Below are 26,849 nucleotides of genomic sequence, written 5' to 3'. Positions count from 1 at the left end.
AAGGGAAACTGATACATTTACGCGACATTTTTCCGGTTGTTCCCGGACAATGCGACGATAGCACTATTACCCGTTAAGGTAACAGAGGCGGTATCCCGCAAAGCTTTTAGAAAGATTCCCAAAGCACCGTTCCAGTCCCGTGGTAGAGTGAACCCGCACTCAGGACATCGGAACACTTTTGAGCCACCTAGCTGGGAATGGACATGACCACAGTGAGTACAGGTTTTGCTGGTGTATTCTTCGGTCACATCTACAACTGTTCAGTTATTTCCCCTTGATGTCTCAGGGTTAGTTTGAATCGATAATGCGCCCATGTCAGCATGGCGCGGGCAGTCTTAGACCTGATTAGACGCTTCACCTTGGCAACCATATTGGAAGTCTCGAAGGTGGGCCAAAAAATCAGGCTGTGTTATGGGATGGTTAGGGATGCGACCCAATCAACCAAGGGGTTGAAGTCCTCACCGGGTAGTTATTTCGCCCATTTCAGCTCTATTTCATACCCGAAGGTCTCGCAGGTAGGGGTCGAGAGGGAAGTCGCCTTCCCCTACTCCCATTCAAAACCGTGCTTGATACTTTCGCATCACACGGCTCCTGATGTAGATACCCCTTGGCAACGGGAACAGGGTTACCAACCCCTGCTTTTGTACTTCAACTTTTGGAGCTAAATACAACATCGTAGTGTTTAAACTCGCTTTCGCCGTTAAACTCCTGTTGATTGCAGTAACTATATCTACACCGTGACTAGTGGGCATATCCTAACCATTACAATTAGGCATTGGCTTTCAGTCACATCCCTTCCCCTTAAAGGCATACGATTACACTTTCACTACTCAACAAGATGTACCTGCCGAGAGCCTAAAAAAAGGGGTTTAAACGTTCCGTTTATATGGGCATTCCATCTTTAGACTTGTCCTTTCCACCGGGGTACTTAAAAAGGTCTGTGTAGGTGTTGTATGGAAAACCCTACTTTTCCCCTTGCTCTTTTGAGCGCAGCGTGGCAACCTATTACGCTACTCAATAATGACGATGGTTCAAGCCAGACATTCGGTTTCCCTAGTCATGGATGGTTGGCAGTGGTCGCATTTGGTAGTAGGTTCTACTTCACGCCTTCCGTTCCCCGCTTCAATCCCAAGGTTGTGTATCCTGAAACTGGGGGTGGCTATCGCCTTTACTCTCTACTCCCTGATTTCTCAGTTTGTTTATGACCTTGAGTCCCCTGCCTTGCTCAGATTTCTCCAAGCGTCGGGACATATAAACAGTTATGGGATGGTCAGGGATGTGAATCCCTTATATTCCACCAAGGGGTGGAAGTCCCACTAGGAGGCTATTTCGGGCATTGCATCCCTATTTCACTCCTAAACGTCTCGCACCCATACTTGGTATTGTACCGTATTGCCGTAAAATGTTAACCTAATTTGAGATTAAATCATGCTCTCCTAGAAACCGGGCTTCTCGACGGTTGGGGGTGGAGGGGGAATAGCGATCGCCCCTAGCCCCCCATAAACCCCAATTTAGCTAAAAATCGGCTCCTGTCAAGTTTCTAAGAACGACGGATGATTTTATCCTTCTGGCTAATAAAGATTAACCCAACAGTTGCGGGGACGACAACGATCAGGAGACCAGCCAGCAAGCTATAGAAGAAATTCATCAATGAAGGTGTCATCTTAATCAGATCCTTAGAGTGCAAGTGCAGATTATATTTTTATTATTGTAAACTACCCGACGCTGAATCGAAGATTACAGCCCGGGCTTCCTACCTACCAAACCGCCTATAGCAGTTTTTTCTCTACTATTGGATCTTACGGTTTGGCGATCGGCTTTGCCCCGCGTTCCACAGGTCATCAACATGGTTATCACTATTTGCCATGTCATTTGACACTCCCCGCGCTAAAGCGACGGGGATTCTTCACTCAACGAGCCAACTTGCTCAGACAGGATTGCTCCAGCCAAAGTAGAGGTCGATTCTCCTGAAGCGTTGCTTGCGTCTAGCGCCAAAGTTCCGGTATGCCCTACCGTACTCAATCCCCGACTAAGGATGTTTCTCGCTGCATTATAGTCCCTGTCCATCACACATCCACATCGACAAACATGAGTTCGAGTGGATAAAGTCTTCTGCACAATGACACCGCAGCGAGAGCATTCCTGGCTTGTCCTGTGGGGTGGAACAGCAATAGTGCTCTTGCCGAACACCTTGCCCAAATATTCCAACCACACCCGAAACTGATACCAGGAAGCGTCGCTAATCGATTTAGCAAGGCTGTGATTTCGCACCATATTCCTGATTCTCAAATCTTCATAGGCTACCAAGTCGTTAGACTGGATTACGCATCTTGCCAACTTCACAGCCAAATCTTTACGCTGCCTACTTATCTTGAGATGGCGCTTGCCTAGAACCACCTTGGCCTTGGCTCGATTCTGACCCCCTTTCTTCCTTCTGGAAACAGTGCGCTGCGACTGCTTTAGTCGTGATTCACTTTTCCTGAGATGCCGGGGGTTTCCAACTGTTTCACCGTTGCTATCGGTGTAGAACTCTTTGAGTCCAACATCCAAGCCGATGGCTCGACCAGAGGGTTCAACAAATTCAGTCCGTTCTACACGAATACAGAACTGAACATAGTAGCCATCGGCTCTTTTGACGAGGCGAACTCGCTTAATCTGCTCTATTGGATAGAAATGCAGATCACGAGTGCCTTTGAGCTTTAGTCTACCAATGCCCTTCTTGTCGGTGAAGGTGATTGCCTTGCGATTCGAGTCTAACTTCCACCCAGAGGTTTTGTACTCTACCGAGCGGTTATTTTTCTTAAAAGAGGGAAACCCTTTCTTTCCGGGGATACCCTTCTTGCAGTTTTCGTAGAATCGAGAGATTGCACTCCAGGCTCTTTCTGCGGATGCTTGCCGAGCCATGCTGTTGAGTTCAGCAGCAAAAGGGAATTCCTTAGCAAGTTGAGCACATAGCTTTTGCAGGTCGTTCTGTCCAGTTCCCTGGTTGTCCATCCAATAACGGATGGCTTGGTTTCGGATGAACTGAACTGTTCTCACCGCCTCGTCTATGGCGCTGAATTGCTGGGGTTTTCCGTAGGCTTTGAACTCTAGTACAGTTAAACTAAGCCGGGTAGTCGCCCACCCGACTCGTCTCCAAAACCGGACTTGAGACTTTAACCTCATCCGGCTCCTCGATAACTTGGCTCTTGTCATGAGAACCGTGACTACCATCTAAGGCCGTCTTAACGTCGTGACAGTGACGGTGAAGAAGTTGGAGGTTCTTGTATGTATCCTTTCCGCCTTTCGACTTAGGGATGATGTGGTCGATTTCCATCACGTCTTCTTCCCGGAATGTTAGTCCGCAGTGGGCGCACTTCCCTTTTTGTTTCTTCAAGAGCTTTGACACCCTTGTAGGAATTCCTGGTTGTTTGCCCATTCTTGTACTCCAGTATTTAAGATTACCGTCGTATGGACTGGCTTCGCCTTTGACCTTGGTGTGGTGGATAATTGGTGTTTCTGCATGGCTTCGTAACTGCATCGGGTTTGACTCCGTGCGAGTCGCGAAAGCCCAATTTCTACTTCCAATCTTCCGCCAATATTTCCGAGCTACCCATTTCCCAGTCTTATTTGAGTGTCTTCTTTTTCCCCATCTGGCTAATTTCCAATAGAGGAGTTCGTCCAATTGGGAGAATATTTGTTTTGACACCGCAGTTGAGTAGTAGTTACTCCATCCCCTGATGACCGGATTAAGGTGCCTAATTAGCCCCTCTTGTGGTGCGACGATGTGAGAATCTACTATCTGTTTCAATTTCTGGTAATGGGACTTGACAGCCTTCTTGCTGGGTTTGATGATGGTTTTGAATCCTAGAGGCTCATTATGGGTATTCTTCCCGGTTTTGTATTTGCCAACTTTATGTTGTCGGATGTTAAAACCGAGAAAATCGAATCCCGGGTTATCACACTCTTGAGTGTGAGTGATATGAGTTTTTTCCTCTTTGAGTTCTAATCCCATCCCTTTCAACCATTCCTGGATGTGGTCACGACATTTCTCGATTACCCCAAGGTTTTCGTGAATGATAACGAAGTCATCTGCGTATCTGATTAAGGATACTGCTCGTCTTCGATTGGTACGACTACCTTTTCCAGGTAGTTGTTCCACTAATTCCTTGATGCTCTCTTCCATGCCGTGGAGGGCAATATTTGCCAGTAGGGGACTTATTACGCCTCCCTGTGGTGTCCCCTCATCGGTCGGGAATAGCTGTCCAGAATCTATTACCCCAGCTTTTAACCATGCCCGGATTTGTCGTCTGATGGCGGGTATCGTTTCGAGCTTGTCCAATAGTTTGCCATGGTCAATCCTGTCAAAGCATTTAGCAATGTCGGCGTCTAATACCCATTTAGGTTTGCACCTAATGGCATTGAATATTGCCCCGATTGCGTCCTGACAAGACCTACCTGGTCTGAACCCGTATGAGTTAGGTTCAAATTTGGCTTCCCATTGGGGTTCGAGTGCCATTTTGACTAAGGCTTGTAATGCGCGGTCGTATATTGTGGGTATTCCTAATGGTCTCTTTTCGTCTCTTCCCGGTTTGGGAATCCATACCCGACGTGCGGGTTTGGCTTTTGAGTTGAGCTTCAATTGACCTACAAGGCGCATACGTGCTTTTGGGGATAGGGATTTAACCCCATCCACTCCTGCCGTCTTTTTGCCTTGATTATCTTGTGTAACCCGACGAGCCGCTAACATTCTGGCTGACCAGCTCTTCAGCAGTAACTTTTGGAGTCCGCGAACTGTTTTTATGTCACCACGACGTTCGGCTTGATGAATCCGTTTTTGCAGGCGGAAGACTCGACGTTCGATTGATTTCCAATCAACATCTTGCCATTCCAGCACCACCGTATTGTTTCCAATCGTTTTGGGCATTTCCATGCTACTAAGGCTCCATCTTCCAAGTTATCGTGAGTCCGTCAGCATATCCTGGGCATTACCCCAGACATTCGCTTCTGACTCAATCCTTCCTCACGTTGGTTTGCGGATGGTTTCCTACTCAGGATTTCGACCTTATTCCTGAGAGCAACAACGGAGGTTACTTCGTTCCAGATATCGATTGATTGTGCCTTTAGGATGCCACTTTACGCCGGGTTTATTTGGGTGTATGAGAGGTCTGTATGATATCAGCCTCCCCTTTATCCTTTAGCCATTTTGGCTCCTGCGTGTCAGTCTAATTTTCGCAGGTTTATAGTAACGACGCTTTCGGACGTGACTTCGTTTTCTATCCATGGACACTTGCTCAAGAGGGCGCCCGTTTAGACCCAGGCTTACTCCCTTTCATCCCCGCTTCACAGATTGATGACCAGTCGCTACTGTGGGGGACGTGCTTTCACGCGATACACCTCGCGGGATGGACTTTCACCACCATCGATATCTAGTTGTCAAGGTTCAATGCCCTTTGGGGGCTGTGTTCCTTGCCCCGCCTACGTTTCAGGAATTTTCCTTCTACTTTTGGCGGGAACGAATCGCACATCATGGCTATATCCATGCACACAATATAAGCCGTCTTGGCAGGACGGCGACTCAAGTCGCCGTGTCGTCTTTCATCCCCGCGCTAAAGCGACGGGGCTTTCAGACTCCCGCACTATTGTCGTAATGTCATGTGCATCTATCATACCATCAACCATGAATATGTCAATTAGCCCATCAAACTCCCTTTTAGTTACAGTTTGTTCACCAGTCGCTTAATATATTGCCCTCACCCTAAATCTGGATCCCATAGAGGGAGAGGGACTTTGAGAGGTGATCAGATGATTTCTGAACAGGCTGTAACTTGGCAACCACTGCCAATTTAGGGGGCTGGCTAACCCCTAAAATGGGAAAAGGTTAACAAACTTCAACTCAAGGCCATGACAACTTTTACCATCTTAGACTGGACTCTGGGCTTGTTCCTGGCGGGAATGACCCTATTATTTATTTTCCGCATTGTTTTGACCTGGTATCCCCAAGCCGAGTTAAATCAGTTTCCGTTTAATCTGATTTTCTGGCCAACGGAACCCTTTTTAGCCATCACCCGCAAAGTGATTCCCCCTTTGGGAGGCGTGGATATTACCCCGGTGATTTGGGTAGGGATTTTTAGCCTCCTGCGGGAATTGTTACTGGGACAACAGGGAATTCTGAGAATGATTGTTTAACGAGAAGGCAAATTTTTGTTCATCCACTGTTCCACAAAATTGGTGTAAACCTTACCCTCGAGAAACTCCGGGGTTTCCATAATTTTCTGATGAAAACTGATGGTTGTGGGAACTCCGGTAATAGCAAATTCACGCAAAGCGCGTTTCATCCTTACTATAGCCGCTGCCCGGTCAGGACCCCAGACAATTAGCTTACCAATGAGAGAATCGTAATAGGGGGGAATCTCATAATCGGTGTACACATGGGAATCAATCCTGACCCCATTACCCCCCGGTGGAAGATAGCCGCTGATGCGTCCGGGGTGTGGTCTAAAGTTGCGATCTGGATCTTCCGCATTAATCCGACATTCGATCGCATGACCCCTAAGCTGAATTTGATCTTGGGTGAGATGCAATTTTTGTCCTTGGGCGATGCGGATCTGTTGGGCGATTAAATCTAGCCCCGTTATCATTTCTGTTACCGGGTGTTCTACCTGGATACGGGTATTCATTTCCATAAAGTAGAACTTCCCATGGCGATCGAGTAAAAATTCTACTGTTCCCGCCCCGGTATAGTTAATTGATGCGGCTGCTTTCACCGCCGCCTCTCCCATTTTTCGCCGGAGTTCAGGATTTAAAGCCGGACTGGGCGCTTCTTCCAGTAGCTTTTGATGTCGTCGCTGAATTGAACAGTCCCTTTCCCCTAGGTGAATCACATTCCCAAATCCATCGGCTAAAATCTGAAATTCAATATGGCGGGGACACTCGATAAATTTCTCGATATATAAGCCTGGGTTTCCAAAGGCTGCTTCTGCTTCTCCTTGGGCGGCGGAAAATAGTTTCGGGAGTTCCTCGGCGCTTCGGACCAGTCGCATTCCCCGACCTCCTCCCCCGGCGGTGGCTTTGATAATTACTGGATAGCCAATTTTTTGGGCTATTTTTTGGGCAGCTTTGTCATTGGTGACTAAGCCTTCACTACCGGGAATGGTGGGAACACCGAAACGCTGCATGGTTTCTTTGGCTGTGGACTTATCTCCCATTGACCTAATCGCCTCCGGGGTTGGACCGATAAAGGCGATGTCGTGGTCAGCACAAATTTCCGCAAATCTGGCATTTTCCGCTAAAAAACCATAGCCAGGATGAATGGCGGTGGCGTTCCGGGTTAGGGCTGCGGAGATGATGTTGGGGATGTTTAGATAACTTTTGCTGCTACTGGGTTCGCCTATGCAAACAGCTTCGTCGGCTAACTGGACGTGCAAGGCATGGCGATCTACAGTGGAGTGGACGGCCACTGTGGCAATCCCCATTTCTTCACAACTTCGGAGAATCCGTAGGGCAATTTCCCCACGATTGGCAATCAGGATCTTTGAAAACCGCATTTTCGGTGGTGTTCGGGCAATAATCAGTTAGGATATGTTATTTTGGGACTTTGTGGAAGATACTACCCAAATTTGTTGGCAAAAAAAGTTTGGCAATTTTGGAGTTTGGTGCTACAATGGTAAATTAGCACACCGATGGGAAAAATCATTCCTAGTCCTCGGTTGTCTTCTGCGGATGTGGCGGAATTGGTATACGCGCACGTTTGAGGGGCGTGTGGCTTTGCCTTGCGAGTTCGAGTCTCGCCATCCGCATTTTACTTAAACCCCTATCCTGACTACTATCGCGGGAATTCACTTAACCCGATAGTCGTATCGTCACACTCAATATGCACTCCATTCAGTCTTAGTATACGGGACGATTGGTGCATATCCTTTAGCAACAAATCTTAATTATTGACGGGTTAATCAATAAACACAACTTAATCAATCTGTCAAATATCCATACCTCCCCCCAACCAAACACCGATAGGGTAACTCCCTTGTGATACCCGTCAATGGCAAGCCTATCGGTTCGTTCCTCACCATTGACTGCTATCACGTCGGTCGCACCCCCAAGAGTGTTTGTTCCGGTTGGGGGGAGGATATGTTTCAAAATCAACCACGACAACAGCAGAAGATAATTCCCCAAGCTATCAATGTACAAAGATACACCTATCAATGTATAGTATTAGGCAAGGTGGTTAGGACGCAGCTTTGAGAACGGAATCCATGGCATCATGGAGAGAATCAAACTGCTCAATACAATGGCGAATGCGGGCTTTCAACCACGACCAACATTTCTCTATCTTGTTGAGGTCTGGCGAATAAGGTGGTAGATAGAGCAAACGGCATTGAGCCGCCTCCACTAGCTCAGGAATCCGTCCCCCTTTATGAAACGTTGCATTGTCTAGCACTAGAGTCTGACCTGGCTTCAGTGTTGGAATTAAGATGAACTCCAACCACAACTCAAACACTGTCCGATTACAACAACCCTCAAAGCTAAAGGGGGCTAAGAGTTGTTGATGACACCATGCGGCTATATAGCTCACCCTGCCCTGCCTCTTCCCTGATTTGAGGGCATGGAAGCGTTTTCCTTCCTCGCAGTAACCATAAGGGTAATCCGAGTCCTGACTATTCATGCCGGCTTCATCGAGGTAGACCACTTCTTCCGGCTCCATATGTTCAATCTGAGCCATAAACTCCTCTCGCTGTTGCTTCCAACGTTCTTGGTAGCCGTAAGTTTTTTTTCTGGTGAAGCCAATTTTCTTCAAGGCTCTGGATATGGTGCGAGGAGAGATGTCGTCATCCCAAAGTTCAGCCATTTGAGCGGAGGTTTTGTGGCCATGCTCTTGGGCAAAAGCCTTGAATTTATGCCAGTCGGTAATTTTGTGGTTATTGCCAGGTGGGTGATTAGGTTTAGGGAGGAAGTCTCCGGTCTGTGCTTTTCTTTGCAGCCAGAGATTAATGGTGTTCCGGCTGACATGGAAAACTTCACTGGCTTCTGTTTTGGGCATACCGTCTAGTTCAATTGCATCAATAACTTTTTGTCTGAGGTCGTAACTATAGGGGGCTGGCATTTTTGGTCTTCTTAGTCATCTCGTCCTCTCCATTATACGTCCTAACTTTCATGTCTTGTGCTATACAAAGATATCAGACCGCCTTTCCGTGGACTAGACCTATAGGTAAACCTATGAGCGATCGCCTATCCGGTTATCTATGGGTCTGATTCATAATCCTCGGTGAGGGGAAACTATGGGCTATCATCTGGCTGATATGAAAAGTGCGATCGCCTAATCTAAACTATCTCCTACCGGAACCAACCCGATACCCCTAAACAACTTTTCAACTGGTGACAATTACCGAGCAGAAACCGATACCAACATAATCAGTTCACCCCCAAAATCTTAGCCGTAGGTTGTAGGTAAAGCTATCTGTTGGGGGTAACTTAGTTCTGGGTAATATCTGGACATGATAGGGTAGGCATTCATATTTTAGAAGTTACATAATGTAAATACATTATGTATAGCATTAGTCAAGGTGGTTAGGACGCAGCTTTGAGAACGGAATCCATGGCATCATGGAGAGAATCAAACTGCTCAATACAATGGCGAATGCGGGCTTTCAACCACGACCAACATTTCTCTATCTTGTTGAGGTCTGGCGAATAAGGTGGTAGATAGAGTAAACGGCATTGAGCCGCCTCCACTAGCTCAGGAATCCGTCCCCCTTTATGAAACGTTGCATTGTCTAGCACTAGAGTCTGACCTGGCTTCAGTGTTGGAATTAAGATGAACTCCAACCACAACTCAAACACTGTCCGATTACAACAACCCTCAAAGCTAAAGGGGGCTAAGAGTTGTTGATGACACCATGCCGCAATCATGCTCACCCTGCCCTGCCTCTTCCCGGATTTGAGGACATGGAAGCGTTGTCCTTGCTCACAGTAACCATAAGGATAATCCGAGTCTTGACTATTGATGCCAGCTTCATCGAGGTAAACCAACCCTTCCGGCTCCATCTGTTCAATCTGAGCAATAAACTCCTCTCGCTGTTGCTCATCACGTTCTTGGTAGCCGTAAGTTTTTTTTCTGGTGAAGCCAATTTTCTTCAAGGCTCTGGATATGGTGCGAGGAGAGATGTCGTCATCCCAAAGTTCAGCCATTTGAGCGGAGGTTTGATCGCCATGCTCTTGGGCAAAAGCTTTGAATTTATGCCAGTCGGTAATTTTGTGGTTATTGCCAGGTGGGTGATTAGGTTTAGGGAGGAAGTCTCCGGTCTGTGCTTTTCTTTGCAGCCAGAGATTAATGGTGTTCCGGCTGACATGGAAAACTTGACTGGCTTCTGTTTTGGGCATACCGTCTAGTTCAATTGCATCAATAACTTTTTGTCTGAGGTCGTAACTATAGGGGGCTGGCATTTTTGGTCTTCTTAGTCATCTCGTCCTCTCCATTATACGTCCTAACTTTCCTGTCTGGTACTATAAATGATTGTAGTGGAGTTTAAAGCCAAAGGGAAGTCAAATCACGTGCATTGCCATTTATGAGGCCATCCGAACTGCTCAGTTCATCCGCAATAAAGCCGTCCGTTTCTGGATGGATAATTCAGGAATTGGGCAGAAGGATTTGTATCGCCTAGCGCAAAACACGCTCGAGATGAATTTCCTTTTGCTCGCGACTTAAACTCCAGTGCCTGTCAAGCTTCCATTGAAAGAGCATATTCGGCGATCGCAAGGTTCTACGATAACTGCCGGAAAGCCATTCCAGGAAAGAAAGGCTTTCCCAAGTTCAAAAAGAACAGTCGTTCAGTTGAATACAAGACTTCTGGGTGGAAGCTATCAGAAACTCGTAAGAAAATAACCTTCACCGACAAAAAAGGCATAGGCCAGCTTCAACTCAAAGGAACATGGGATTTACATTTCTACCCGCTCGAACAAATCAAACGGGTTAGGCTTATTCGTCGTGCGGACGGCTACTATGTTCAATTTATGCTCAAAGCGGATGTTAAAGTAGATAGTCAGCCCACGGGTAAAGCGATTGGTTTGGACGTAGGATTAAAGGAATTTTATACCGATTCTAATGGTCAAGCGCGAACCTAACCCCAGATTTTATCGAAAGGGTGAGAGCCGCTTGAAATTTAGACAAAAGCGTGTTTCTCGCAAAAAGAAAGGCTCATCCAACCGAAAGAAAGCGATTAACCAACTAGGACGAGTACACCTCAAGATAAGTAGGCAACGTGTTGGCGAAGCCTGCGCGAAGCGCATAGAACACGCCAAGAGACTGGCGCGTTGCGTAATCCAATCTAACGATTTGGTCGCTTATGAAAACTTGAGGGTAAAGAATTTGGTTAGAAACCACTGTCTCGCCAAGTCGATTAATGATGCTCTTTGGTATCAATTCAGGAAGTGGCTAGAGTATTTTGGGGTTAAGTTTGGCAAGGTGACGGTTGCCGTTAACCCGGCTTATACTTCCCAAGAATGCTCTAACTGTGGTGCAGTGGTCAAAAAAGCCCTATCCACTCGAACTCATGTTTGTCAATGTGGGTTAAACTTGGATCGGGATAGGAATGCTGCGCTCAACATCCTGTTCGCGCAGCGTTGCGCAGCAAAGTCAGCCTTGTGTACGCTAGGGCATAGCGGAACATGGGTCTTATACCCGAACGCTTCAGGAGATTCGACCTATACTATGGCTGGAGCAATCCTGTCAAAGCAAGTTGGGTCTATGAATGAAGAATCCCCTCGCCTTTAGGCAATGGGAGTGTCAAAGGATTATCTGATGAAGAATATTCCCCTTGACGAGTTGATTCCCAAACTGCAAACTCCAGAGGAACGGGAATTGGTTTTGGCTTTGGGTTATCAGGTGATTAGCTCTAGTGCTAGGGTTACAGAGGAGCCAATGATTAATGATGAAGAGGCACGCGCCTATCAAAAATTGCTAGAATTGCTTAATCTTCCCGAAGCCCGGGTTAAGGAATTAGAAGCAACAGTTGACGCTCAACTTCAAAAATCCGAAGGACTGGTGAAGTCAATGAGTCGTCAATTAGGGCAATTTTTTCGGGAAGTCAGTCAATAGCTATAGTTTCGGCTGCTAAATGATGGATGCAATTAATGATTTGATCAAACAGGCTCACCAAGGTAGTGTGGTCGCCATAGTTGAGGTACTTAATTATTATCTGGCGGAAAGTAAGGTAATAATTAGGGCTGTTTTTGTGGGGGGTATTCTGCAATTACTTTGTGAAGGAAAGCAAGCAGAATATCTGGATAAATCATATTTAGTCCGTGAGATTAAGGACGTTTTAGAGACAATTGCTCCCCGGAAGATTCGCCGAGTTAGCATCCATAGTCGTGTCTTTAATCAACATCAATTACTGTGGTTAGAGGATATTCTGGATAGTCCAGATAGTGAACTGCTTTGGTCAGAAAATATCACCATAAAAAAACCACATATATGGGCGGGATTACCGGGTCATACTAGTGGGGGACTAATTGATAGTTATCCATCTCAGGAATTGGTGCAAAAGCAACAATCGTCACGGGGTATATTAATTGCGCTCATCAGCATAATTGTGTTATTAATTGTGGGGGTATTTGCTTTTTATCAATGGATGAGTTTAGCGGTTACTCAATTGTTTAACTCGGATTATACATCGGTGAAACCTACTCCCAATCAGACAATTTCTGATGATGTATTATCGGATGAAGAGTTGTTTAAACAGGCTGTCCAATTAGCTGAAAATGCTGTGTCTTTAGGAAGGGATGCAATGACTGATAGGGAATGGTTAGAAATTGCGGAAAAATGGCGGGCGGCGGCTGATTTAATGGCGGCTGTATCTCCTAGCTATCCTCGCTATGCTACGGCTCAAAATCGGGTGGCTTTGTATCGTCGGAATCAGGAAATAGCTTTGTCGGAAGCGAGAATTTCTCGGTAATCTAATCAGCAAAATTTGGTGGTGTGAGGGGATAATTGAATGCGTAAAGAATATTATAAACTGGTGCGCGATCGCATTCCTGAAATGATACGACAATCTGGAGGTAAGCCGGAAATCAAGGTTTTATCTGAGGCGGAATATCGCATAGCTTTACGAAATAAGTTAAGGGAAGAAGCCGAGGAAGTTCAAGAAAGCGATGATGCTAGTCTATTGGAGGAATTAGCAGATATTTTAGAGGTGGTTGAATCGTTGAAGAAAAGTTATAACATATCCGATGAGCAGATACAATTAAAAGTTGATGAAAAACGAGCGCAACGAGGTGGTTTTAAACAGAAAATAATGTTATTATGGACTGCATAAATTTCGGATAATTGGTCAGCTATTATCACACCATAATTTGAGATATATAAATGCAATCAGACATAGAAAATAACTGGGGGATTCAAGCCATTAACTTATTAGTTAATATAAACATTATTTTAGGGTATCCAGATGGTACATTTCGCCCCAATGCACCTGTAACTAGGGCTGAGTTTGCTACGTTAATGTGTAGGATGTTTGATGATGCACCGATAATTCAGGAGGCGATCGCCTATAAAGATGTTGCCGATAACTATTGGGCAAAATCGAATATTGAACAAGCGACTCGCCGAGGTTTTTTGGCCTGCTATCCTGACGGTACATTTCGCCCACAGCAACCTATTCCTAGGGTGCAAGCCTTAATTGTTTTAGCGGCACATCTACAGCATAGAATCCCTGAAAACCCGGAAGAAATTCTCACACAATATTTTGATGATGCGGCGGCAATCCCCAATTATGCTAGGGAAAGAATTGCCGCTGGGGCGATTGAAAATTTAGTGGTTAATTATCCATAAGTTCGACAACTCAAGCCTAATCAAAATGCTACTAGGGGTGAAATCGCGGCTTTTTTATGTCAAGCCTTGCGACCTAGAAATGTGGTGTCTTGGGAATATATCGCCTATAGTAATTTATTCGCAATTACCCCTCAATTTGACTATGCGGCAAAATTTTCCGAAGGATTAGCTAATGTCATCATTAATGGTCAAAATTGCTTCATTAATACAGAAGAAAATATCGTGATCACTTTGGCAAGTGATATTATATCTTTGGGGGCATTTTCGGAGGGAATGGCTAGTGTCAACATGGATGATAAAAGTGGATATATTGACCGGGAAGGTAGACTAGCAATTCCTGCCAAATTTAGTTTGAATCCTGTCTATTATTTTGCGGAAGGTTTGGCATTAGCTAAACTTTATGATCAGACAAAATGGGGATATATTAATAAATCAGGTGATTGGCACATTATAGCTAAATTTGATGGTGGGGGTAGCTTTTCCCAAGGACGGGCAAAAGTTAGGATCGGATCTGAATGGGGATATATTGACCGGGAAGGTAACTCGATTATTGAACCTAAATTTTCAGAAGCTGGGGAATTTGCGGAGGGTCTAGCCCCAGTTAAATTAAATCATCAATGGGGATACAGCCTTTACACAAAACACAAAGTACAGTATAATGTATGGCTATTGTATAAGTTATCACAACCAACTACCATGAGCCGTTACTCTTTAGATTTTCGGAAAAAGATAGTAGAAGCCTATGAAAAAGGAGACACTTCTATCCGAAAAGTAGCGAAACGCTTTTTGGTGAGTCCAGACACGGTAAGGCGACTGGTCAAACAGTATCGATTAACGGGAGACTTATCTCCTCGTAAGTGTGGCACTAAAAAGAAAAGCATTTGATCTAAGCATGAGGAAGCCGTGATAGATATCGTAGAAGCCCACCCCGACCTGACCTTATGGCAATATAGTGAGAAGCTCAGAGACAAGCTGGGCATAAATGTCAGTACGACCATGATAGATAGATTTTTAAAGCAGCACGATATAAGTCTCAAAAAAAAACATACAGGAGCGAAAAAGTAGTAACAGAAGAAGTACAGAAAGCGCGAGTAGATTATTGGTAAAGAATTAGAGATGTGGCTCCTGAAAAGCTTGTGTTTATTGATGAAAGTGGGTTATGGGTAGGGATGAGCAGACCGTTAGCCAGAGCGACGAAAGGGAAAAAAGTCTATGAACTGCGGAAATCCTATCGAGGTCAAAAAATGACAATAATTGGTGCAATTAAGCTCTCCGGAGTGGTGGCGACTCAAACATTAGAAGGGTCAATGAAAAAAGAGGATTTTCTCCAATTCATCAAGTTAGATTTATTGCCAAAATTAAAAAAAGGAGATGTAGTGGTAATGCATAACTGAAATTCTCATCATCGAGAAGAAGTCAAAGAAATGATAGAGTCAGTAGGAGCCAGGGTAGAATATCTGCCGGTGTATTCCCCTGAGTTTAACCCGATAGAGATGATGTGGTCACAGCTCAAAAGTTTAGTGTGCAAGTTCAGGACGGAGACCATGGAATTATTAGTGAGATTGGTAGAAGTGGCGGTAAGCCTTGTGAATTTACAGTGTTTGAATAACTGGTTTACCAAGTGTTGTTACTGTGCTTAATGATTGAGATAAAGGCTGTATATTAATCGGGATGGTGATTGGGTAATACAGCCAGAATTTGGGCGGGCTGAAAATTTTATTTATGGAGTTGCTAAAGTTGTTAAAGGCGACCAATATTATCTGGTTGATACCAGTGGAAATCTCACGTCAATTGTACCAAATGGGTTAGGATATTTACAATTTTCTGAGGGATTAGCCCCCTGGGGAACTGGAGAAGGGAAGGTTGGTAATTTGATTCAACCTCTGCGTTATGGTTATGTAGATACTACGGGAAAAACAATTATTCAACCTCAATTTTATGGGGCTGAACCTTTTTCTGAGGGGTTGGCTGTAGTACAGTTAAACGGTCACTACGATTGAGGAAGCTGGGGGGAAGCAAGTCAAGGAATGCCTCCAGAATCTTTGAGAATTGTTCGCGGGGGGAAATATGGATATATTGCTAAACCTTGAATATCATCTGATGTTGATGAGATTAAAAGAGTTTTCAGTGGTGATAGCTTCGATAATGCTGAGGGGAGGGTGAGTTAGCAAGAAGGGAAAATACAGTAGTGTGTAGCCAGGGTCAAGAAATGATGTTGATTGGTGCTAGTTTTAGCTTAAACTATAGTTAAAATTAATTCACATTCGATTAAACAATGGCTATTAACAGGGTTAGAGTCGCTAAAGATAAAGCAGACCTAGTGCGAGATTTAACCGAATCCGAAAACAAAAGCGGCCCGTTTCAGACCTATGCAGATGTAATAGTATTCGCCGCCTCTGTAGGTATCCGCCACCAAAAGCGAGTACCGATTGAGGCTGTTTCTCAGAGAGATCCCGCGCCTATTTCCCTAGAGATATTCATTTCGAGGGGTTATGATTGGGTAATTAAACTGATAGCGATCGCCCATACTAAGGACAGCAAAACAATCTCACCTTTTGACCCAGAATTGGAAGCAGAAAGAGTGAAAATTTTTGAAGAATTTGCCAATGGTGGACTAGAAATTTTACGAGAAGAATTTAGGGGGGCGGTAGATTATGGCGATCGCCTGTTATTATTGCTGATGTCGGAACGCGATCGCTTCAAAAAACCGGAATCAGAATTTGATCTGAGTCAATTTTTAGGCTAATTCAGCGGCGGTCACTCTTACCGTTGTATGCTTCTAGGATCGAGGGCATCTCGGAGACCATCTCCCAGTAAATTAAATGCTAAAACGGTTAAAATAATCAACAATGCTGGCGGCCAAATTAGCCAAGGTTGTAGCACCAAAATGGAAGCATTAGTAGCAGAAGAAAGTAAATTCCCCCAGGAAGGATATGGCTGTTGAATACCCAAGCCAATTAAACTAAGCACGGACTCAGAAATAATAAAACTGGGGATGGTCAGGGTAGCCGAAATAATCACATAGGTAGCTGTTTGGGGGAGTACATGACGGATAATAGTATAAATTGGTTGAGCCCCCATTACCCTAGCCGCTTGGATAAATTCGCGTTCTTTAATAGAGAGAACCTGTCCCCGAATGACTCTAGCTAGTCCCGCCCAACTAATAAATGAAATGATAATTACAATTAGTAAAAACCTTTGGGCGCTGGAAAGTTGGGGAGGAAGGACTGCTGCTAAAGCTACTAATAAATAAAGTCCGGGAATAGTCATTAAAACTTCCACTAATCGCATGGATATAGTATCAATCCAGCCACCAAAATAGCCGGAAATTCCCCCAACCAACATACCCAAGGGGAAAGCAATAGCAATTCCGACTAAACCGATACTGAGGCTGATACGACTACCAAAAACTAAGCGACTCAACTGATCGCGGGCTTGTTCATCGGTTCCTATGAGGTTAATATAGGCTGGACCCACTACGCCAAAAAGATGAAGGTCAAAGGGAATTAAACCTAAAATTTTATAGGGGTCTCCTTTGACGAATAACCGCAGAGGAGAAGGCTGTTCCCAGTCTACTATAGTTTGTCTTTGACCTGTTTCAATATCAACGGGTCCCTGAGTTGTGGGATAAACATGGAGTCCGATAAATTCTCCTTGAGGGTTGACCCAATGAATTGGGGTGGGGGGTAATAGGGATCCGTCTAATTGGGAATTATAGGGATTATAGGGAGCGACAAAATCAGCAGCGATCGCCATAATATAAAACAGAATCAGTATTCCCGCGCCCAATTTTGCCAAGGGATTTTTTTGTAGTCTTTGCCACCATTTCATAAACTTATTAACCTCACCTGCATATCTATCTATAACATCTGATGTTAGCATAAGAGATTACCGCTGGTGGGGGTTAATGACATTACAGGTCAATCCCAGCAGCATCTTTATCCATTCCCATCATTAGTGATTTCGGAAACCTGTAAGTTAGGAGAGTTGTCGATATCTTGGGGAAGATTAGTAAAAAAGGAACCGGCTTGGGGTGGTAACTGAGGGTTAAAGATGATTTCAATAATGCTCTTAATTACCCCAGTGATGGGAATAGCTAAAATTACTCCTAATAAACCACTAACTTTTCCTCCTAATAAGATGGCTGATCAAATCACTACCGGACTTAATACTGTGAGAATAGTATGACTCAAACCCCTATCCTAACTGCGATAATCGGGATTTACTTAACCCAATAGTCGTACCGTCACGCTCAATATGCACTCCATTCAGTCTTAGCATACGGGACGATTGGTGCATATCCTTTAGCAACAAATCTTAATTATTGACGGGTTAATCAATAAACACAACTTAATCAATCTGTCAAATATCCATACCCTCCCCCCAACCAAACACCGATAGGGTAACTCCCTTGTGATACCCGTCAATGGCAAGCCTATCGGTTCGTTCCTCACCATTGACTGCTATCACGTCGGTCGCACCCCCAAGAGTGCTTGTTCTGGTTGGGGGGGGAGGTATGTTTCAAAGTCAACATGATAGCCGTAGGTAGCCATAGAAAGGGACTTATTAATTTATCAATGTACAAAGATATTAGGCTGTCTTTCTATGGACTAGACCTATAGGTAAACCTATGTGCGATCGCAAAACCTGAACTATCATCTACCGGAACCAACCCGATACCCCTAAACAACTTTTCAACTGGTGACAATTACCGAGCAGAAACCGATACCAACATAATCAGTTCACCCCTATGTTATTGCCTATCAATAAATGCCAAAATCAACAATAACAGTTATCAATAACATCACCTCTAGTATGATTATACTCATTGCATTAATCTCCAAAAATAAAGGGTAAACCATTTAATCCTCTCCAAGGGTTCAAAGATTGCGTAAAAATTACTATATGGTGGTGATTCAATTATTTGATATTCATTTAGCCAAATAGTTTCACGTTTAACCATCATATTCTGCTTCATATCATTGTATGTGTAAAATTTTAACCATCCTGCCATTTTCCCATAAATAGAAACTTGGTCTGCATCAAATAATATCCTCACAAATTTGCTACCTGATATATCTGGCAATCGTTTACTTCCGTGTGCTGTATCATCCTCTTTGAGTAAGTATTGGTTGTAAGCTAAAAACCAATTAGTTTCAGATATATCATATTTGTTAGACATGATCTCACCTGCTTGATTACATTATCGTTATCCGTGTCACACCATAAATCACCTACACTTAAACCGATAGGGCTTGTCGGTAAATTACTGATCTTACCATTTGTAGATGCTGTGGGTTTACCTAGTGCGTCTAATTTTTGAGATAATTCTTGAATCCCTGCCACTAATAAAGGAACTAATTTTTCATAAAGAATCGTCAGATAATCTATTTTTTTGTCGTCAACTTCAGGGCTATCTGTGTGGTCATTTTGAACCACTTAAACTGCATCGGGGTAGTGCTCTTGAACTTCTTGTGCGATTAAACCGATTTTAGTTTATTGTGTAGAAAATCCATGGCTGCTAACTCATTATATTTAAATTTAATTAAATATAATTTTTGAAGTCCATCTAAGCTATTAATACTCTCATTAACAACTGTTGTAAATCTCATATCCGAAGAACCTTTAACATAATCTCCACTATCGTTAATCAAAGATACGTTTGTGCCTCCTACTCTAAATCTAGTATGTACTCCAGATGATGAAAGAGTTGAGTGCTTCATAAAATATGTCTGCCCGTTATATAAGTGTATTGCATATCTATCGCTAGGAGCACCTCGCCAAACATTACTTTCAAGAAAATTAATACCATGATATATAAATACTCTAGGATTAGCCTCTGCTTCAAGTCGCATAGAATAATTTCCCTGATGAGAAAACGCCCAGCTATTTCCTCCAACTCTACTATTTAGTACTAAACTTGCCGAACCAGCAGTAGACCCTATCCGGCGTATGTCAAACCCCCTCCAAACATGAAAATTAATAAGCATATTTTTATCAAAACAACTTTCATTATTTAAAAAATATACTGGATTATTTATTATGTTAAATGTTTTAATTCCTGTGAAAGTGTGATTGCCTGTAGTTCTTACTACAGTTGAATCTACATTAATTGTTCTATTAGCTGCTAATGTTCCTCCTCCTGATAAACCATCTCCTGCGGTTAATGTAATGTTTGAATGTGTATGCTCTGATGGAGTAAACGTTGTCGGTTTACTTGTAACTTCAGACCAAGTAGGCCACCTGGTTGCGGTAGCAGGCGCACTACTGATGTCGCCCCATATATGACCGTGACCGGATGGCGCGAAATTAGTATTTGAGTCAATAACTGCTTGTATCCGTTCATTAGTTAAATACAGATTAACTTCAGCTTCTGGCAAGTCATCGGTTGATTGCCCAAATTTACTAGAGTAAATATTGAAATTAGTCATAATAAAGATTCCGAAAAAAGGGGGATTATCCCCCAACTATTTAATCTACAGTGACCAGCTCAACCAAGGTCACTGAAATATCAGCAACTGATTCGGCAATAGCTTGTAGTTTACTAGCGCCAATAGTGAGCATAACAGTATCACCCGGCTTCACAGAAAATGCGGCATTAGCTACGGTATTTTTTGTGGGTTCTAAGATGAAATGAACGGGTACATTATACCGATTTTTGATAAATACATTACGCCCGTTTGTGTTAGCATTTACTGCCACTAATTCGGCAACTGTATTAGCCGTTAAACTAATAGCGGTTGTAACGGGAGTACCCGGTATCTTAGCAGTAATATTGAGAGTGTCTAAATTTAGAGCGCTACTATAAACCGAAAAACTCATAATCACCTACCTCCTAAATAATTCCATTGTAGCCGGTTAGTAAGTGATTGTCTGCTCTAACCCGACAATCTGCGAAACACTATCCTCTGTTATCCCGTAGATACTAGCAGTAGATTTTAACTCGTCATCCCATGCAGTGTTAGGCGGTAGCCATAAACATTGACCTGGTATGCAATTGCTGATGTGTCCATGACTAAACCAAACCCCAACGCTACCCGTGTTCTGTAGGTGTAAGCGATATCTCTAAGTATTGGCTGCGCGGATAAGTGTAGGGGTATTACCTACGGAAATCCCAAAATTTTCGGGTTGAGTTAATGATGGTGTTTTGGGTAAGGTATCAAGTTGGTATTCTGCCATACCAAAAATATTAATTGAATCATTATTGTGTAATTGATTTAAACATCTAGCTTGTCATACAGAATGTGAATCTATAGCTAATCCTTCTGTCTGATTGGTAATCAATTCGATTAATAAATTTTCGGTATGGATTCCCCCATAATAAGGGAGTTTTATGATACCTAGATTTAACCCGTTTTCTGTGGCTAGGTTCCCATCAAATATCTGTAAGTCTATAGAACCTTGTAACACATCTTGTTTCTTAAACGAATAAACACATTGCCAGAATGGCTAATGTACAGATTTGACATAGATGACGAAAGATGGGGTGAATTTGAAGTTAAAGTAGAGATTGATGATGTCAATCTCATGACCAAAGCCGAAGAAAAAGCCGAAATCAAATTACCTAACTTAGCTGAATCAATTGCTGAAATATTTGGTATGGTAATGGAAATTGCTATCTCTCATCAGGTTACAAAAAACGCTGTTTTAACGGCGTTACATGAAGCAGGTTTGGCTCATGCTGCCGCTTTTAAAGCTGGTAGGAAAGTATCTGAAATAATTGATGATTTGGGATTCGCTACCGAGGAAAAATATGAAACAATTAAAACAGCATTTACCCCGGAGGCTGATAATTTTGAGGAGCTACTGGAACCCAATGAAAGCAAAATTAAGATTACCAACCAGAAGGATGCAAAAGAAACATTACAAACAACATTAAATCAAATTCAATAAATATTTGCTTACGCGCTCAAGGTACTTTACAGGTGAACAGTAATGACCCAGCAAAAGACATATTAGCCGATTTAACGCGGTTATATGATTCAATGAAAAAACAGGATGATATCAGAGAAGAGGAAACCGAAAAAGTACAAGAATTACTGAAAAAAGACTTTCCTGATATCAAGATAGAAACCGAATTGATTGATGGCGATAACCCACTAAGAGGGACTTTGTAATGGTTGCCAGAAGTGCAAGAATGCTAAGGAGTACTCGTAGCTTGTCTAGTCGTCAAACCCGTAGCAGTATAGGTAGAAATGGCGTTAGACAAGTTAATTTAGCCCAAAGAACATCTACCCAGGAAATGGGTTGGTTTGGCAAATTATGAGCCAAATTTACTGGTAAAGTTGTTGAATGGGGCAAAAGTTTTGGAGGTTGGCTATGGGAAGGAATTACTAAGTTTTTATCTAACTTTAGCTTTGAGAAAGTAGCGAGATTTATTACCTCTAATTGGGACAGCTTTGGGAATTTTAATGGGAATATTAGCGATAGTGATATTGATAGAAACATCCCAAATATTGCCGGACAATTTATAACCACCACGGCTGGGTTTTTAGGTAATATGGCTGGGAAATTAGTATGTGGTGTTTTACCAGTAGCAGGTCTTGCATTTATCAATAAAGCGGCTGCTATGCACGTAGCATTAAGCAAGGGGCCTGAAATGCTTATGGAAGTATCTACAGCATTCGGTTCATGCGTTAAACAGTCATTTAACATGGCTATGAAAGCAATAGCATGGACGTTATTTAAACACGGTAGATGGGTTGTTAAAATGTTTTTAACAAAAAGCCCAACAACACTAGCAAGGTCTATTGTTTAAATGGTTCCTGGTGGTAAAGGAACGATTGAAAAATGGGGTGAAGAAAAAGGTGAAGAATGGTCTTTGGGAAAACAGAGAAGGGAAGCTAGGGAGAAATTACCAGAAAAATATGATGGAAATATAAACACTATTTGGAACCAAGACAGTTCCGAGGAATTCGGGGATTAGTTTAGCGAGAACTGTAAAGAAGCTATCATCTTAGTCGCTCAAGGTTTAGATGAATATATGGCACTGCAAAGAATAGAAGAAAATAGATAACAACAATTAGTTAATGCTGTAGTATAAGCTGGTGGAGAAAGATTCAGACTTGTGTCATCTTTGAGAAATTTGCCGGAAAATGTTGCGAGTACATTGGCTCAAACTGAACTGAAATACTAGGGAATAGGGATATAGGTCAATTTATGGGGTCAGGTGATTTTCGGGAAATCAGTACGTCAGCTAATCTTAAAATACAGTTAACTTTGGTTTTGTACAACTACGAAAAACCACCATACTGGACTAAAGATAGGCGGTCAACACTGCCAAAAACTCAAATAGAGTTACCGTCGGTTAGTAGGGATAAAATTACATGGGATAGGTGACAAAGGATATTTACTCAACCCAGTAAATCAGCATTTACTAAAGGGAATATTAAGGTTACTTGTACTATGAGTAATGGCAGAAGATTTGCGTTTTTTATGAATGAATCTAGTCAAAATGAGGCAGAAAATATCTGTAAACAATTAGTTGATTTAACTGACGCTAAAATCGTGTATCCTATTACCTTCGAGGAAAGAAAAGGTTTTGGCGGTAGGGAAAATGCGAAAAGAATTAAAGAGAGCAAAATGTATATCAGTGAAGTGAAAATACTTAACTGGGAATTAATTGATAAATTTGAACAAGCTAAAATCGACTTAGGTGAAGGTAGTGTCTTGGCGATGTATCAGGACCCTAGAAAAACCAAAGTCAAAATTCCTCTACATTTCCAGAGAAAACCTAGTTGGGTTGATAATGTCATACGGAAAGCTACGAGGACATCGTTAGAGTGAAAAACTGGAAATCAACCCCCAACTACAACCTAATCATTGAGTCATATCAGTCACTAACTATCATCCACGATGAAAGAGATTACCAACATACTTAGACATGGTTAAACTGGTAGTTAGCGTAATGTTGGTATTGGTAGCGTACCGTCGCGTTTAACTCAAAAGCTGCTACATATATGTAGCTTCTGTTGAAAGAACCATAGCAGCCACAATCAGCAAATACACTGCTATAGTCTAGGTATTGAATAAAATCAAGGTGAGATTATGGCTACTAAGAAAACGCTAGGCGCTGCGACACTGGAAAACCAATTACTTGAAATTATTGAGCCAACCCAACGAATGCAATCTACTGCAAGTAATAATCCTGATGGTGCAACCGTAGTCACTGCTTATACCCGAAATATGGCTACAGGTCTCGTAACTGTTTCATTGTCAATTCCAACAGACGATGTTTTAGACCCTACTGACGGCAGTATTGATGTAATAGCTACAGAGCTATTTGTTGATTAATGGATATCGGGTAGGCGCTAATATCATCGTTTTACCTACCCTGATTTAGACAATTTAGAAAAAAGGAAACTGATATCATGCCTTTAGCTGACGCATGGAACAAATACAAAGATGATTGGATAGCAAACTTAGCAACAGCCAAGGGTCCACACCTAGGCAGAAGTTTAGTAGTTGAAGTTCCAGTGGATGCAACTTCAAAAATAGGCGTACCTATGCCTATGCTTTTACTCCACATTTTAAGTGGAAGTTCAGTAACTAATGAGCCAGCCAATGTTAGGGAATTAACCATTTGGAGACCACCTGTTAGCAATACTTCCACGCCTAATGCTAACAGACGTAATATCCTAAGAGGAACTCGAGTAAGAGCATACAAGAAGTCTGAATACACCCGCTTCTTTGTTGAGGCTCCGGTTAATCCTGGCTAGTGGCGTAAATACACCCAAACACGGGTAGGCGAAAAAATACTGAGATTTATCAGTATTAAAGCACCTCCTATCGTTTCTGTTAGTGGCTTGTTATATGTATTTGCTCACTATTTTACTATCAAGCCAGCATCATTAAGAACCTATAACAGTATGTTCAGAATTCCTAGCAGCGATGGGCTTGCCCTAGCTAACCTGGGTGAATTAACTGTTGAGAGAAGTGAAGCACCAAACCAAGTACAGGGTGAACTTTTCGCTGATGCTCCTGTTAGCAGCGAAGGCAATAAGAGTGTGAAAAAATAAATCAGCATCAAAAAGTAGACAAAGAGAATTGACCACTATATAAAAAAATAGTGGTCTTTTGTTTGAGTTGTATGTGGCGATAATTTAAACATTTCACAATTATGGTATCAAGTCAATAATTCTTTTATTTTTTTGGGCTTATATGTTTCTTATGTATTTATAAGTATTAATTAGATTAAAAATAATCATCATCAACAACAAAAAATATCAAAAACAGTGATTTCCAACTCAATAACTCAATCGTATTTTGGAAAAATGATTTTGTCCATGAGTTGAAAATCACTGACAGATGCGTAAAAACCAAAATACATTAGTAGACCAAAATACCGCTATTTACCAGCTTGACAAAGACAGCGTAAAAACCAAGGATACACATGGACTCTCACCTAGTGAATATCTGGCAATCTTAAAAAGGTTCAGCAACTTTGCCGGATTTCTTGACCAGGTAGTTCCTTATCTGCCATATCCCAAAACATCACCTATCTACACATTAAAAGAAAAGTTGGTGTTTGCATCTGTAACGGACGAAAAGGACTTTAATCTGGAATTAACCTACTCTGAGATGAGATTATCGCGTTAAAGAATAGCATTAAAGCTATTCTAACTCTGATTAAACTTGGTGGTGGTGTCAGGGTGCCACGTAAAGTTTCTGGTGCTATTGCTGACGATATCGCTGCCTTGGAGGGTCACTTTTTTAATCTCTCCGATAATCATGTTGACCCTGATATGCCCGAATCATTGCCTGACCCTGACCCGTTTTCAGATTGGCTTCAGACTAACGCCTAATTAGCAAAAAAAAGGCTACCCGTGAAAAGGTAGCCAATACACCAAACATCGAGGACTATCACCATGATATCAAAGCACTGGAAAGAAGTGCGGTTAAATCTCAGGAATATTAAACTTGACCCGTTGATGTATGTGGGAACGTCGTTTGCTATAAAGGTTCCTAACTATGCAGGAAGAGGACGACTTCAATGGCAATTAACAGCCGTTAAGTTTGATAAAGAATTTCTGGCTTATTGTCTGGGAGAAATGATTAAAAAATTAATTCCATTACACCCAGATAAAATTGAGGAAATTCTCAACGAGGCACTCGAATATTATCGAGCGGAATGGAACATTTATCAAACTGAATCTGGCGGCGATAGAGAGCCAGATAATGAAACTTATTTTGGGGAGATAAATGATGATTAACAAGTATCATGCCAAAGGACAATACTACGACGGGTATTACTTTGGGTCAACATTAGAGAGCAAGGTTTATCACCTACTCAAAAAGTATGATGACAACCTATCAATACACCCCCGATTAACTTTGGTTGATGGCAAGAAACCTTGGCGACCAATTACTTGGAAACCTGACTTTTATAGTCCAGTTTTCAACCAATACATCGAAGTAAAAGGAACGCTAACACCTGAGTTTAAGCTCAAGATGCAATTGCTTCATTACCTTAATCCCGGAATGATTGAAGATATTTGGTTTGTCACTCGGAACAGGTCTTATCGCTGGCAAGGTATTTATTTAATGAATATCGATGAGTTCCAACGACACCTAAAAGCACAAGAATTTAAGTTAATAGGAGAACATCAACCGTGAGAAATCTACACTATAAAGGCATATTTAGCCTCAATGGTGAACTTGTGCAAACTCACTACAATCCGCATGAATTTGATAAAACTGCAATCATTGTGGCTTATCAAATTCTGACACATATTGAGGAACACAAAACACCTGAAGTAAAGAATATTACCTATCAGGTAATGGGTAGTTACAGACCACGTGGTGATTATCAAGGCTCTGCAATTATTAGACTTATCAAGCAAACTCACTTAGTTGAACTTGTTAAGGAGTCAAGACTTCGAGTCTATTTATCTGGCAATCCACTGTTTTGGGCTGCTTGTCGCCAAATTGCAGCCAGAATCGAATCACCTAACACAATCAACAATCAACAATTAACTGAGGAAGAGTAATCACGAGTATTGGATATTACGGTAAAAAAGATGACGATAAATTCGCATTCTGTAGC

29 protein-coding genes, 1 tRNA gene and 6 pseudogenes are annotated in these 26,849 nt (G+C 42.5%); 24 read left to right on the top strand and 12 right to left on the bottom strand.

Annotated elements, in window-relative coordinates; genetic code table 11:
- Nucleotides 1–17: 17 nt before the first annotated feature.
- The 4 genes and pseudogenes from XZ46_RS29780 to ltrA all read right to left on the bottom strand — a co-directional run.
- Nucleotides 18–409, bottom strand: a pseudogene (locus XZ46_RS29780) (zinc ribbon domain-containing protein); the annotation flags it as partial.
- Between the two features lie 1,131 nt (nt 410–1,540).
- Complete coding sequence (gene psbX / locus XZ46_RS29770) at nt 1,541–1,663, bottom strand: photosystem II reaction center X protein (protein WP_071829353.1); 123 nt, start codon at nt 1,661–1,663, stop codon at nt 1,541–1,543.
- Nucleotides 1,664–1,887: 224 nt separating this feature from the next.
- A complete protein-coding gene (locus XZ46_RS15930) occupies nt 1,888–3,051 on the bottom strand; it encodes an RNA-guided endonuclease InsQ/TnpB family protein (protein ID WP_046319790.1) in 1,164 nt (387 codons plus the stop codon).
- 52 nt (nt 3,052–3,103) lie between these two features.
- On the bottom strand, nt 3,104–4,906 hold the full coding sequence (gene ltrA, locus XZ46_RS15925; protein WP_039932186.1) for a group II intron reverse transcriptase/maturase: 1,803 nt from the start codon (nt 4,904–4,906) through the stop codon (nt 3,104–3,106).
- 977 nt (nt 4,907–5,883) lie between these two features.
- On the opposite strand from ltrA, the gene XZ46_RS15920 reads away from it, so the two are divergent.
- Nucleotides 5,884–6,168, top strand: a complete 285-nt coding sequence (locus tag XZ46_RS15920) for a YggT family protein (RefSeq protein ID WP_006624885.1) — start codon at nt 5,884–5,886, stop codon at nt 6,166–6,168.
- Here the strand turns inward: XZ46_RS15920 and accC are convergent.
- Entirely contained in the window at nt 6,165–7,526 is a 1,362-nt protein-coding gene (gene accC / locus XZ46_RS15915) for an acetyl-CoA carboxylase biotin carboxylase subunit (protein ID WP_006668217.1), read from the bottom strand. The genes XZ46_RS15920 and accC overlap by 4 nt on opposite strands.
- A gap of 171 nt (nt 7,527–7,697) precedes the next feature.
- Between accC and XZ46_RS15910 the strand changes: the two genes are divergently transcribed.
- A tRNA-Leu gene (locus tag XZ46_RS15910) sits at nt 7,698–7,778 on the top strand.
- Nucleotides 7,779–8,206: 428 nt separating this feature from the next.
- Here XZ46_RS15910 and XZ46_RS15905 read toward each other — a convergent pair.
- Both XZ46_RS15905 and XZ46_RS15900 read right to left on the bottom strand, forming a co-directional pair.
- A complete protein-coding gene (locus XZ46_RS15905) occupies nt 8,207–9,082 on the bottom strand; it encodes an IS630 family transposase (protein WP_006624889.1) in 876 nt (291 codons plus the stop codon).
- A 464-nt stretch (nt 9,083–9,546) separates the two neighbouring features.
- Entirely contained in the window at nt 9,547–10,422 is an 876-nt protein-coding gene (locus XZ46_RS15900) for an IS630 family transposase (RefSeq protein WP_048895127.1), read from the bottom strand.
- 66 nt (nt 10,423–10,488) lie between these two features.
- Between XZ46_RS15900 and XZ46_RS35765 the strand changes: the two are divergent.
- The 10 genes and pseudogenes from XZ46_RS35765 to XZ46_RS15845 all read left to right on the top strand — a co-directional run bounded on the left by XZ46_RS35765 (nt 10,489) and on the right by XZ46_RS15845 (nt 16,550).
- A pseudogene (locus XZ46_RS35765) lies at nt 10,489–11,749 on the top strand (RNA-guided endonuclease InsQ/TnpB family protein).
- A gap of 27 nt (nt 11,750–11,776) precedes the next feature.
- Nucleotides 11,777–12,073: a hypothetical protein gene (locus XZ46_RS15885; RefSeq protein ID WP_006668220.1), complete on the top strand. Its 297-nt coding sequence runs from the start codon at nt 11,777–11,779 to the stop codon at nt 12,071–12,073.
- Nucleotides 12,074–12,092: 19 nt separating this feature from the next.
- Nucleotides 12,093–12,929 carry a hypothetical protein gene (locus XZ46_RS15880; protein WP_006668221.1) on the top strand — a complete coding sequence of 279 codons (837 nt, stop codon included), beginning with the start codon at nt 12,093–12,095 and terminating at the stop codon, nt 12,927–12,929.
- Between the two features lie 39 nt (nt 12,930–12,968).
- Nucleotides 12,969–13,289 carry a nucleoside triphosphate pyrophosphohydrolase gene (locus tag XZ46_RS15875; protein WP_006624895.1) on the top strand — a complete coding sequence of 107 codons (321 nt, stop codon included), beginning with the start codon at nt 12,969–12,971 and terminating at the stop codon, nt 13,287–13,289.
- A gap of 50 nt (nt 13,290–13,339) precedes the next feature.
- Nucleotides 13,340–13,804 carry an S-layer homology domain-containing protein gene (locus tag XZ46_RS15870; protein WP_006624896.1) on the top strand — a complete coding sequence of 155 codons (465 nt, stop codon included), beginning with the start codon at nt 13,340–13,342 and terminating at the stop codon, nt 13,802–13,804.
- An 81-nt stretch (nt 13,805–13,885) separates the two neighbouring features.
- Nucleotides 13,886–14,407: pseudogene (locus tag XZ46_RS38065) on the top strand (WG repeat-containing protein); the annotation flags it as partial.
- A 93-nt stretch (nt 14,408–14,500) separates the two neighbouring features.
- Nucleotides 14,501–15,444 (top strand): annotated as a pseudogene (locus XZ46_RS32695) (IS630 family transposase).
- Between the two features lie 15 nt (nt 15,445–15,459).
- Nucleotides 15,460–15,549: pseudogene (locus tag XZ46_RS38585) on the top strand (WG repeat-containing protein); the annotation flags it as partial.
- A gap of 126 nt (nt 15,550–15,675) precedes the next feature.
- On the top strand, nt 15,676–15,804 hold the full coding sequence (locus XZ46_RS29745; protein WP_006624898.1) for a WG repeat-containing protein: 129 nt from the start codon (nt 15,676–15,678) through the stop codon (nt 15,802–15,804).
- A 275-nt stretch (nt 15,805–16,079) separates the two neighbouring features.
- Nucleotides 16,080–16,550: a DNA phosphorothioation-associated protein 4 gene (locus XZ46_RS15845; RefSeq protein ID WP_006616424.1), complete on the top strand. Its 471-nt coding sequence runs from the start codon at nt 16,080–16,082 to the stop codon at nt 16,548–16,550.
- A gap of 17 nt (nt 16,551–16,567) precedes the next feature.
- Here the strand turns inward: XZ46_RS15845 and XZ46_RS15840 are convergent, their stop codons facing one another.
- The 5 genes from XZ46_RS15840 to XZ46_RS15825 form a co-directional block, all read right to left on the bottom strand.
- Nucleotides 16,568–17,686 (bottom strand): ABC transporter permease, encoded by a 1,119-nt coding sequence (locus tag XZ46_RS15840; protein WP_008052013.1) that lies wholly within the window; start codon nt 17,684–17,686, stop codon nt 16,568–16,570.
- A gap of 943 nt (nt 17,687–18,629) precedes the next feature.
- Nucleotides 18,630–18,986 (bottom strand): hypothetical protein, encoded by a 357-nt coding sequence (locus tag XZ46_RS15835; RefSeq protein WP_006625357.1) that lies wholly within the window; start codon nt 18,984–18,986, stop codon nt 18,630–18,632.
- Nucleotides 18,944–19,243, bottom strand: coding sequence for a hypothetical protein (locus XZ46_RS29735; protein WP_006625356.1), 300 nt, complete (start codon nt 19,241–19,243; stop codon nt 18,944–18,946). Before XZ46_RS29735 ends, XZ46_RS15835 begins: the two co-directional genes overlap by 43 nt.
- 41 nt (nt 19,244–19,284) lie before the next feature.
- Nucleotides 19,285–20,235: a hypothetical protein gene (locus XZ46_RS15830; protein WP_048895089.1), complete on the bottom strand. Its 951-nt coding sequence runs from the start codon at nt 20,233–20,235 to the stop codon at nt 19,285–19,287.
- A gap of 40 nt (nt 20,236–20,275) precedes the next feature.
- Nucleotides 20,276–20,626, bottom strand: a complete 351-nt coding sequence (locus XZ46_RS15825) for a hypothetical protein (protein WP_006625354.1) — start codon at nt 20,624–20,626, stop codon at nt 20,276–20,278.
- A 597-nt stretch (nt 20,627–21,223) separates the two neighbouring features.
- On the opposite strand from XZ46_RS15825, the pseudogene XZ46_RS15815 reads away from it, so the two are divergent.
- The 12 genes and pseudogenes from XZ46_RS15815 to XZ46_RS15765 all read left to right on the top strand — a co-directional run.
- A pseudogene (locus XZ46_RS15815) lies at nt 21,224–21,921 on the top strand (hypothetical protein); the annotation flags it as partial.
- A gap of 20 nt (nt 21,922–21,941) precedes the next feature.
- Complete coding sequence (locus XZ46_RS37580; protein ID WP_257720166.1) at nt 21,942–22,070, top strand: hypothetical protein; 129 nt, start codon at nt 21,942–21,944, stop codon at nt 22,068–22,070.
- A gap of 234 nt (nt 22,071–22,304) precedes the next feature.
- Nucleotides 22,305–22,562, top strand: coding sequence for a hypothetical protein (locus XZ46_RS15805; RefSeq protein ID WP_008052552.1), 258 nt, complete (start codon nt 22,305–22,307; stop codon nt 22,560–22,562).
- A complete protein-coding gene (locus tag XZ46_RS15800) occupies nt 22,563–22,730 on the top strand; it encodes a hypothetical protein (protein ID WP_008052553.1) in 168 nt (55 codons plus the stop codon).
- 509 nt (nt 22,731–23,239) lie between these two features.
- Nucleotides 23,240–23,590: a hypothetical protein gene (locus XZ46_RS15795; RefSeq protein WP_228116336.1), complete on the top strand. Its 351-nt coding sequence runs from the start codon at nt 23,240–23,242 to the stop codon at nt 23,588–23,590.
- Nucleotides 23,591–23,851: 261 nt separating this feature from the next.
- On the top strand, nt 23,852–24,097 hold the full coding sequence (locus XZ46_RS15790; RefSeq protein ID WP_006622122.1) for a hypothetical protein: 246 nt from the start codon (nt 23,852–23,854) through the stop codon (nt 24,095–24,097).
- A 77-nt stretch (nt 24,098–24,174) separates the two neighbouring features.
- Nucleotides 24,175–24,522: a hypothetical protein gene (locus tag XZ46_RS36795; RefSeq protein ID WP_006668232.1), complete on the top strand. Its 348-nt coding sequence runs from the start codon at nt 24,175–24,177 to the stop codon at nt 24,520–24,522.
- A 589-nt stretch (nt 24,523–25,111) separates the two neighbouring features.
- On the top strand, nt 25,112–25,402 hold the full coding sequence (locus XZ46_RS36790; RefSeq protein WP_228116358.1) for a hypothetical protein: 291 nt from the start codon (nt 25,112–25,114) through the stop codon (nt 25,400–25,402).
- A gap of 53 nt (nt 25,403–25,455) precedes the next feature.
- Complete coding sequence (locus XZ46_RS36785; RefSeq protein WP_008055716.1) at nt 25,456–25,608, top strand: hypothetical protein; 153 nt, start codon at nt 25,456–25,458, stop codon at nt 25,606–25,608.
- 63 nt (nt 25,609–25,671) lie between these two features.
- On the top strand, nt 25,672–26,016 hold the full coding sequence (locus XZ46_RS15775) for a hypothetical protein (protein WP_006668235.1): 345 nt from the start codon (nt 25,672–25,674) through the stop codon (nt 26,014–26,016).
- Complete coding sequence (locus XZ46_RS15770) at nt 26,006–26,419, top strand: DUF1064 domain-containing protein (protein ID WP_048895126.1); 414 nt, start codon at nt 26,006–26,008, stop codon at nt 26,417–26,419. Before XZ46_RS15775 ends, XZ46_RS15770 begins: the two co-directional genes overlap by 11 nt.
- Nucleotides 26,416–26,793 (top strand): hypothetical protein, encoded by a 378-nt coding sequence (locus XZ46_RS15765; RefSeq protein WP_008052488.1) that lies wholly within the window; start codon nt 26,416–26,418, stop codon nt 26,791–26,793. The genes XZ46_RS15770 and XZ46_RS15765 overlap by 4 nt, the downstream gene beginning before the upstream one ends.
- Nucleotides 26,794–26,849: the final 56 nt, after the last annotated feature.

The organism is Limnospira indica PCC 8005, assembly GCF_000973065.1.
Classification (GTDB): Bacteria; Cyanobacteriota; Cyanobacteriia; order Cyanobacteriales; family Microcoleaceae; genus Limnospira; species Limnospira fusiformis.
Note: the sequence above shows the minus strand (reverse complement) of the source record. Positions and strands in the feature narration are given on the sequence as shown.

What these genes read in the sequence shown, in the direction of transcription:
- psbX (WP_071829353.1), bottom strand. Translation starts at nt 1,663, where the DNA reads ATGACACCTTCATTGATGAATTTCTTCTATAGCTTGCTGGCTGGTCTC.
- ltrA (WP_039932186.1), bottom strand. Translation starts at nt 4,906, where the DNA reads ATGCCCAAAACGATTGGAAACAATACGGTGGTGCTGGAATGGCAAGAT.
- XZ46_RS15920 (WP_006624885.1), top strand. Translation starts at nt 5,884, where the DNA reads ATGACAACTTTTACCATCTTAGACTGGACTCTGGGCTTGTTCCTGGCG.
- accC (WP_006668217.1), bottom strand. Translation starts at nt 7,526, where the DNA reads ATGCGGTTTTCAAAGATCCTGATTGCCAATCGTGGGGAAATTGCCCTA.
- XZ46_RS15905 (WP_006624889.1), bottom strand. Translation starts at nt 9,082, where the DNA reads ATGCCAGCCCCCTATAGTTACGACCTCAGACAAAAAGTTATTGATGCA.
- XZ46_RS15900 (WP_048895127.1), bottom strand. Translation starts at nt 10,422, where the DNA reads ATGCCAGCCCCCTATAGTTACGACCTCAGACAAAAAGTTATTGATGCA.
- XZ46_RS15885 (WP_006668220.1), top strand. Translation starts at nt 11,777, where the DNA reads ATGAAGAATATTCCCCTTGACGAGTTGATTCCCAAACTGCAAACTCCA.
- XZ46_RS15880 (WP_006668221.1), top strand. Translation starts at nt 12,093, where the DNA reads ATGATGGATGCAATTAATGATTTGATCAAACAGGCTCACCAAGGTAGT.
- XZ46_RS15875 (WP_006624895.1), top strand. Translation starts at nt 12,969, where the DNA reads ATGCGTAAAGAATATTATAAACTGGTGCGCGATCGCATTCCTGAAATG.
- XZ46_RS15870 (WP_006624896.1), top strand. Translation starts at nt 13,340, where the DNA reads ATGCAATCAGACATAGAAAATAACTGGGGGATTCAAGCCATTAACTTA.
- XZ46_RS15845 (WP_006616424.1), top strand. Translation starts at nt 16,080, where the DNA reads ATGGCTATTAACAGGGTTAGAGTCGCTAAAGATAAAGCAGACCTAGTG.
- XZ46_RS15840 (WP_008052013.1), bottom strand. Translation starts at nt 17,686, where the DNA reads ATGCTAACATCAGATGTTATAGATAGATATGCAGGTGAGGTTAATAAG.
- XZ46_RS15835 (WP_006625357.1), bottom strand. Translation starts at nt 18,986, where the DNA reads ATGTCTAACAAATATGATATATCTGAAACTAATTGGTTTTTAGCTTAC.
- XZ46_RS15830 (WP_048895089.1), bottom strand. Translation starts at nt 20,235, where the DNA reads ATGACTAATTTCAATATTTACTCTAGTAAATTTGGGCAATCAACCGAT.
- XZ46_RS15825 (WP_006625354.1), bottom strand. Translation starts at nt 20,626, where the DNA reads ATGAGTTTTTCGGTTTATAGTAGCGCTCTAAATTTAGACACTCTCAAT.
- XZ46_RS37580 (WP_257720166.1), top strand. Translation starts at nt 21,942, where the DNA reads ATGCTAAGGAGTACTCGTAGCTTGTCTAGTCGTCAAACCCGTAGCAGT.
- XZ46_RS15805 (WP_008052552.1), top strand. Translation starts at nt 22,305, where the DNA reads ATGGCTGGGAAATTAGTATGTGGTGTTTTACCAGTAGCAGGTCTTGCA.
- XZ46_RS15800 (WP_008052553.1), top strand. Translation starts at nt 22,563, where the DNA reads ATGGTTCCTGGTGGTAAAGGAACGATTGAAAAATGGGGTGAAGAAAAA.
- XZ46_RS15795 (WP_228116336.1), top strand. Translation starts at nt 23,240, where the DNA reads ATGAATGAATCTAGTCAAAATGAGGCAGAAAATATCTGTAAACAATTA.
- XZ46_RS15790 (WP_006622122.1), top strand. Translation starts at nt 23,852, where the DNA reads ATGGCTACTAAGAAAACGCTAGGCGCTGCGACACTGGAAAACCAATTA.
- XZ46_RS36795 (WP_006668232.1), top strand. Translation starts at nt 24,175, where the DNA reads ATGCCTTTAGCTGACGCATGGAACAAATACAAAGATGATTGGATAGCA.
- XZ46_RS36790 (WP_228116358.1), top strand. Translation starts at nt 25,112, where the DNA reads ATGCGTAAAAACCAAAATACATTAGTAGACCAAAATACCGCTATTTAC.
- XZ46_RS15775 (WP_006668235.1), top strand. Translation starts at nt 25,672, where the DNA reads ATGATATCAAAGCACTGGAAAGAAGTGCGGTTAAATCTCAGGAATATT.
- XZ46_RS15770 (WP_048895126.1), top strand. Translation starts at nt 26,006, where the DNA reads ATGATGATTAACAAGTATCATGCCAAAGGACAATACTACGACGGGTAT.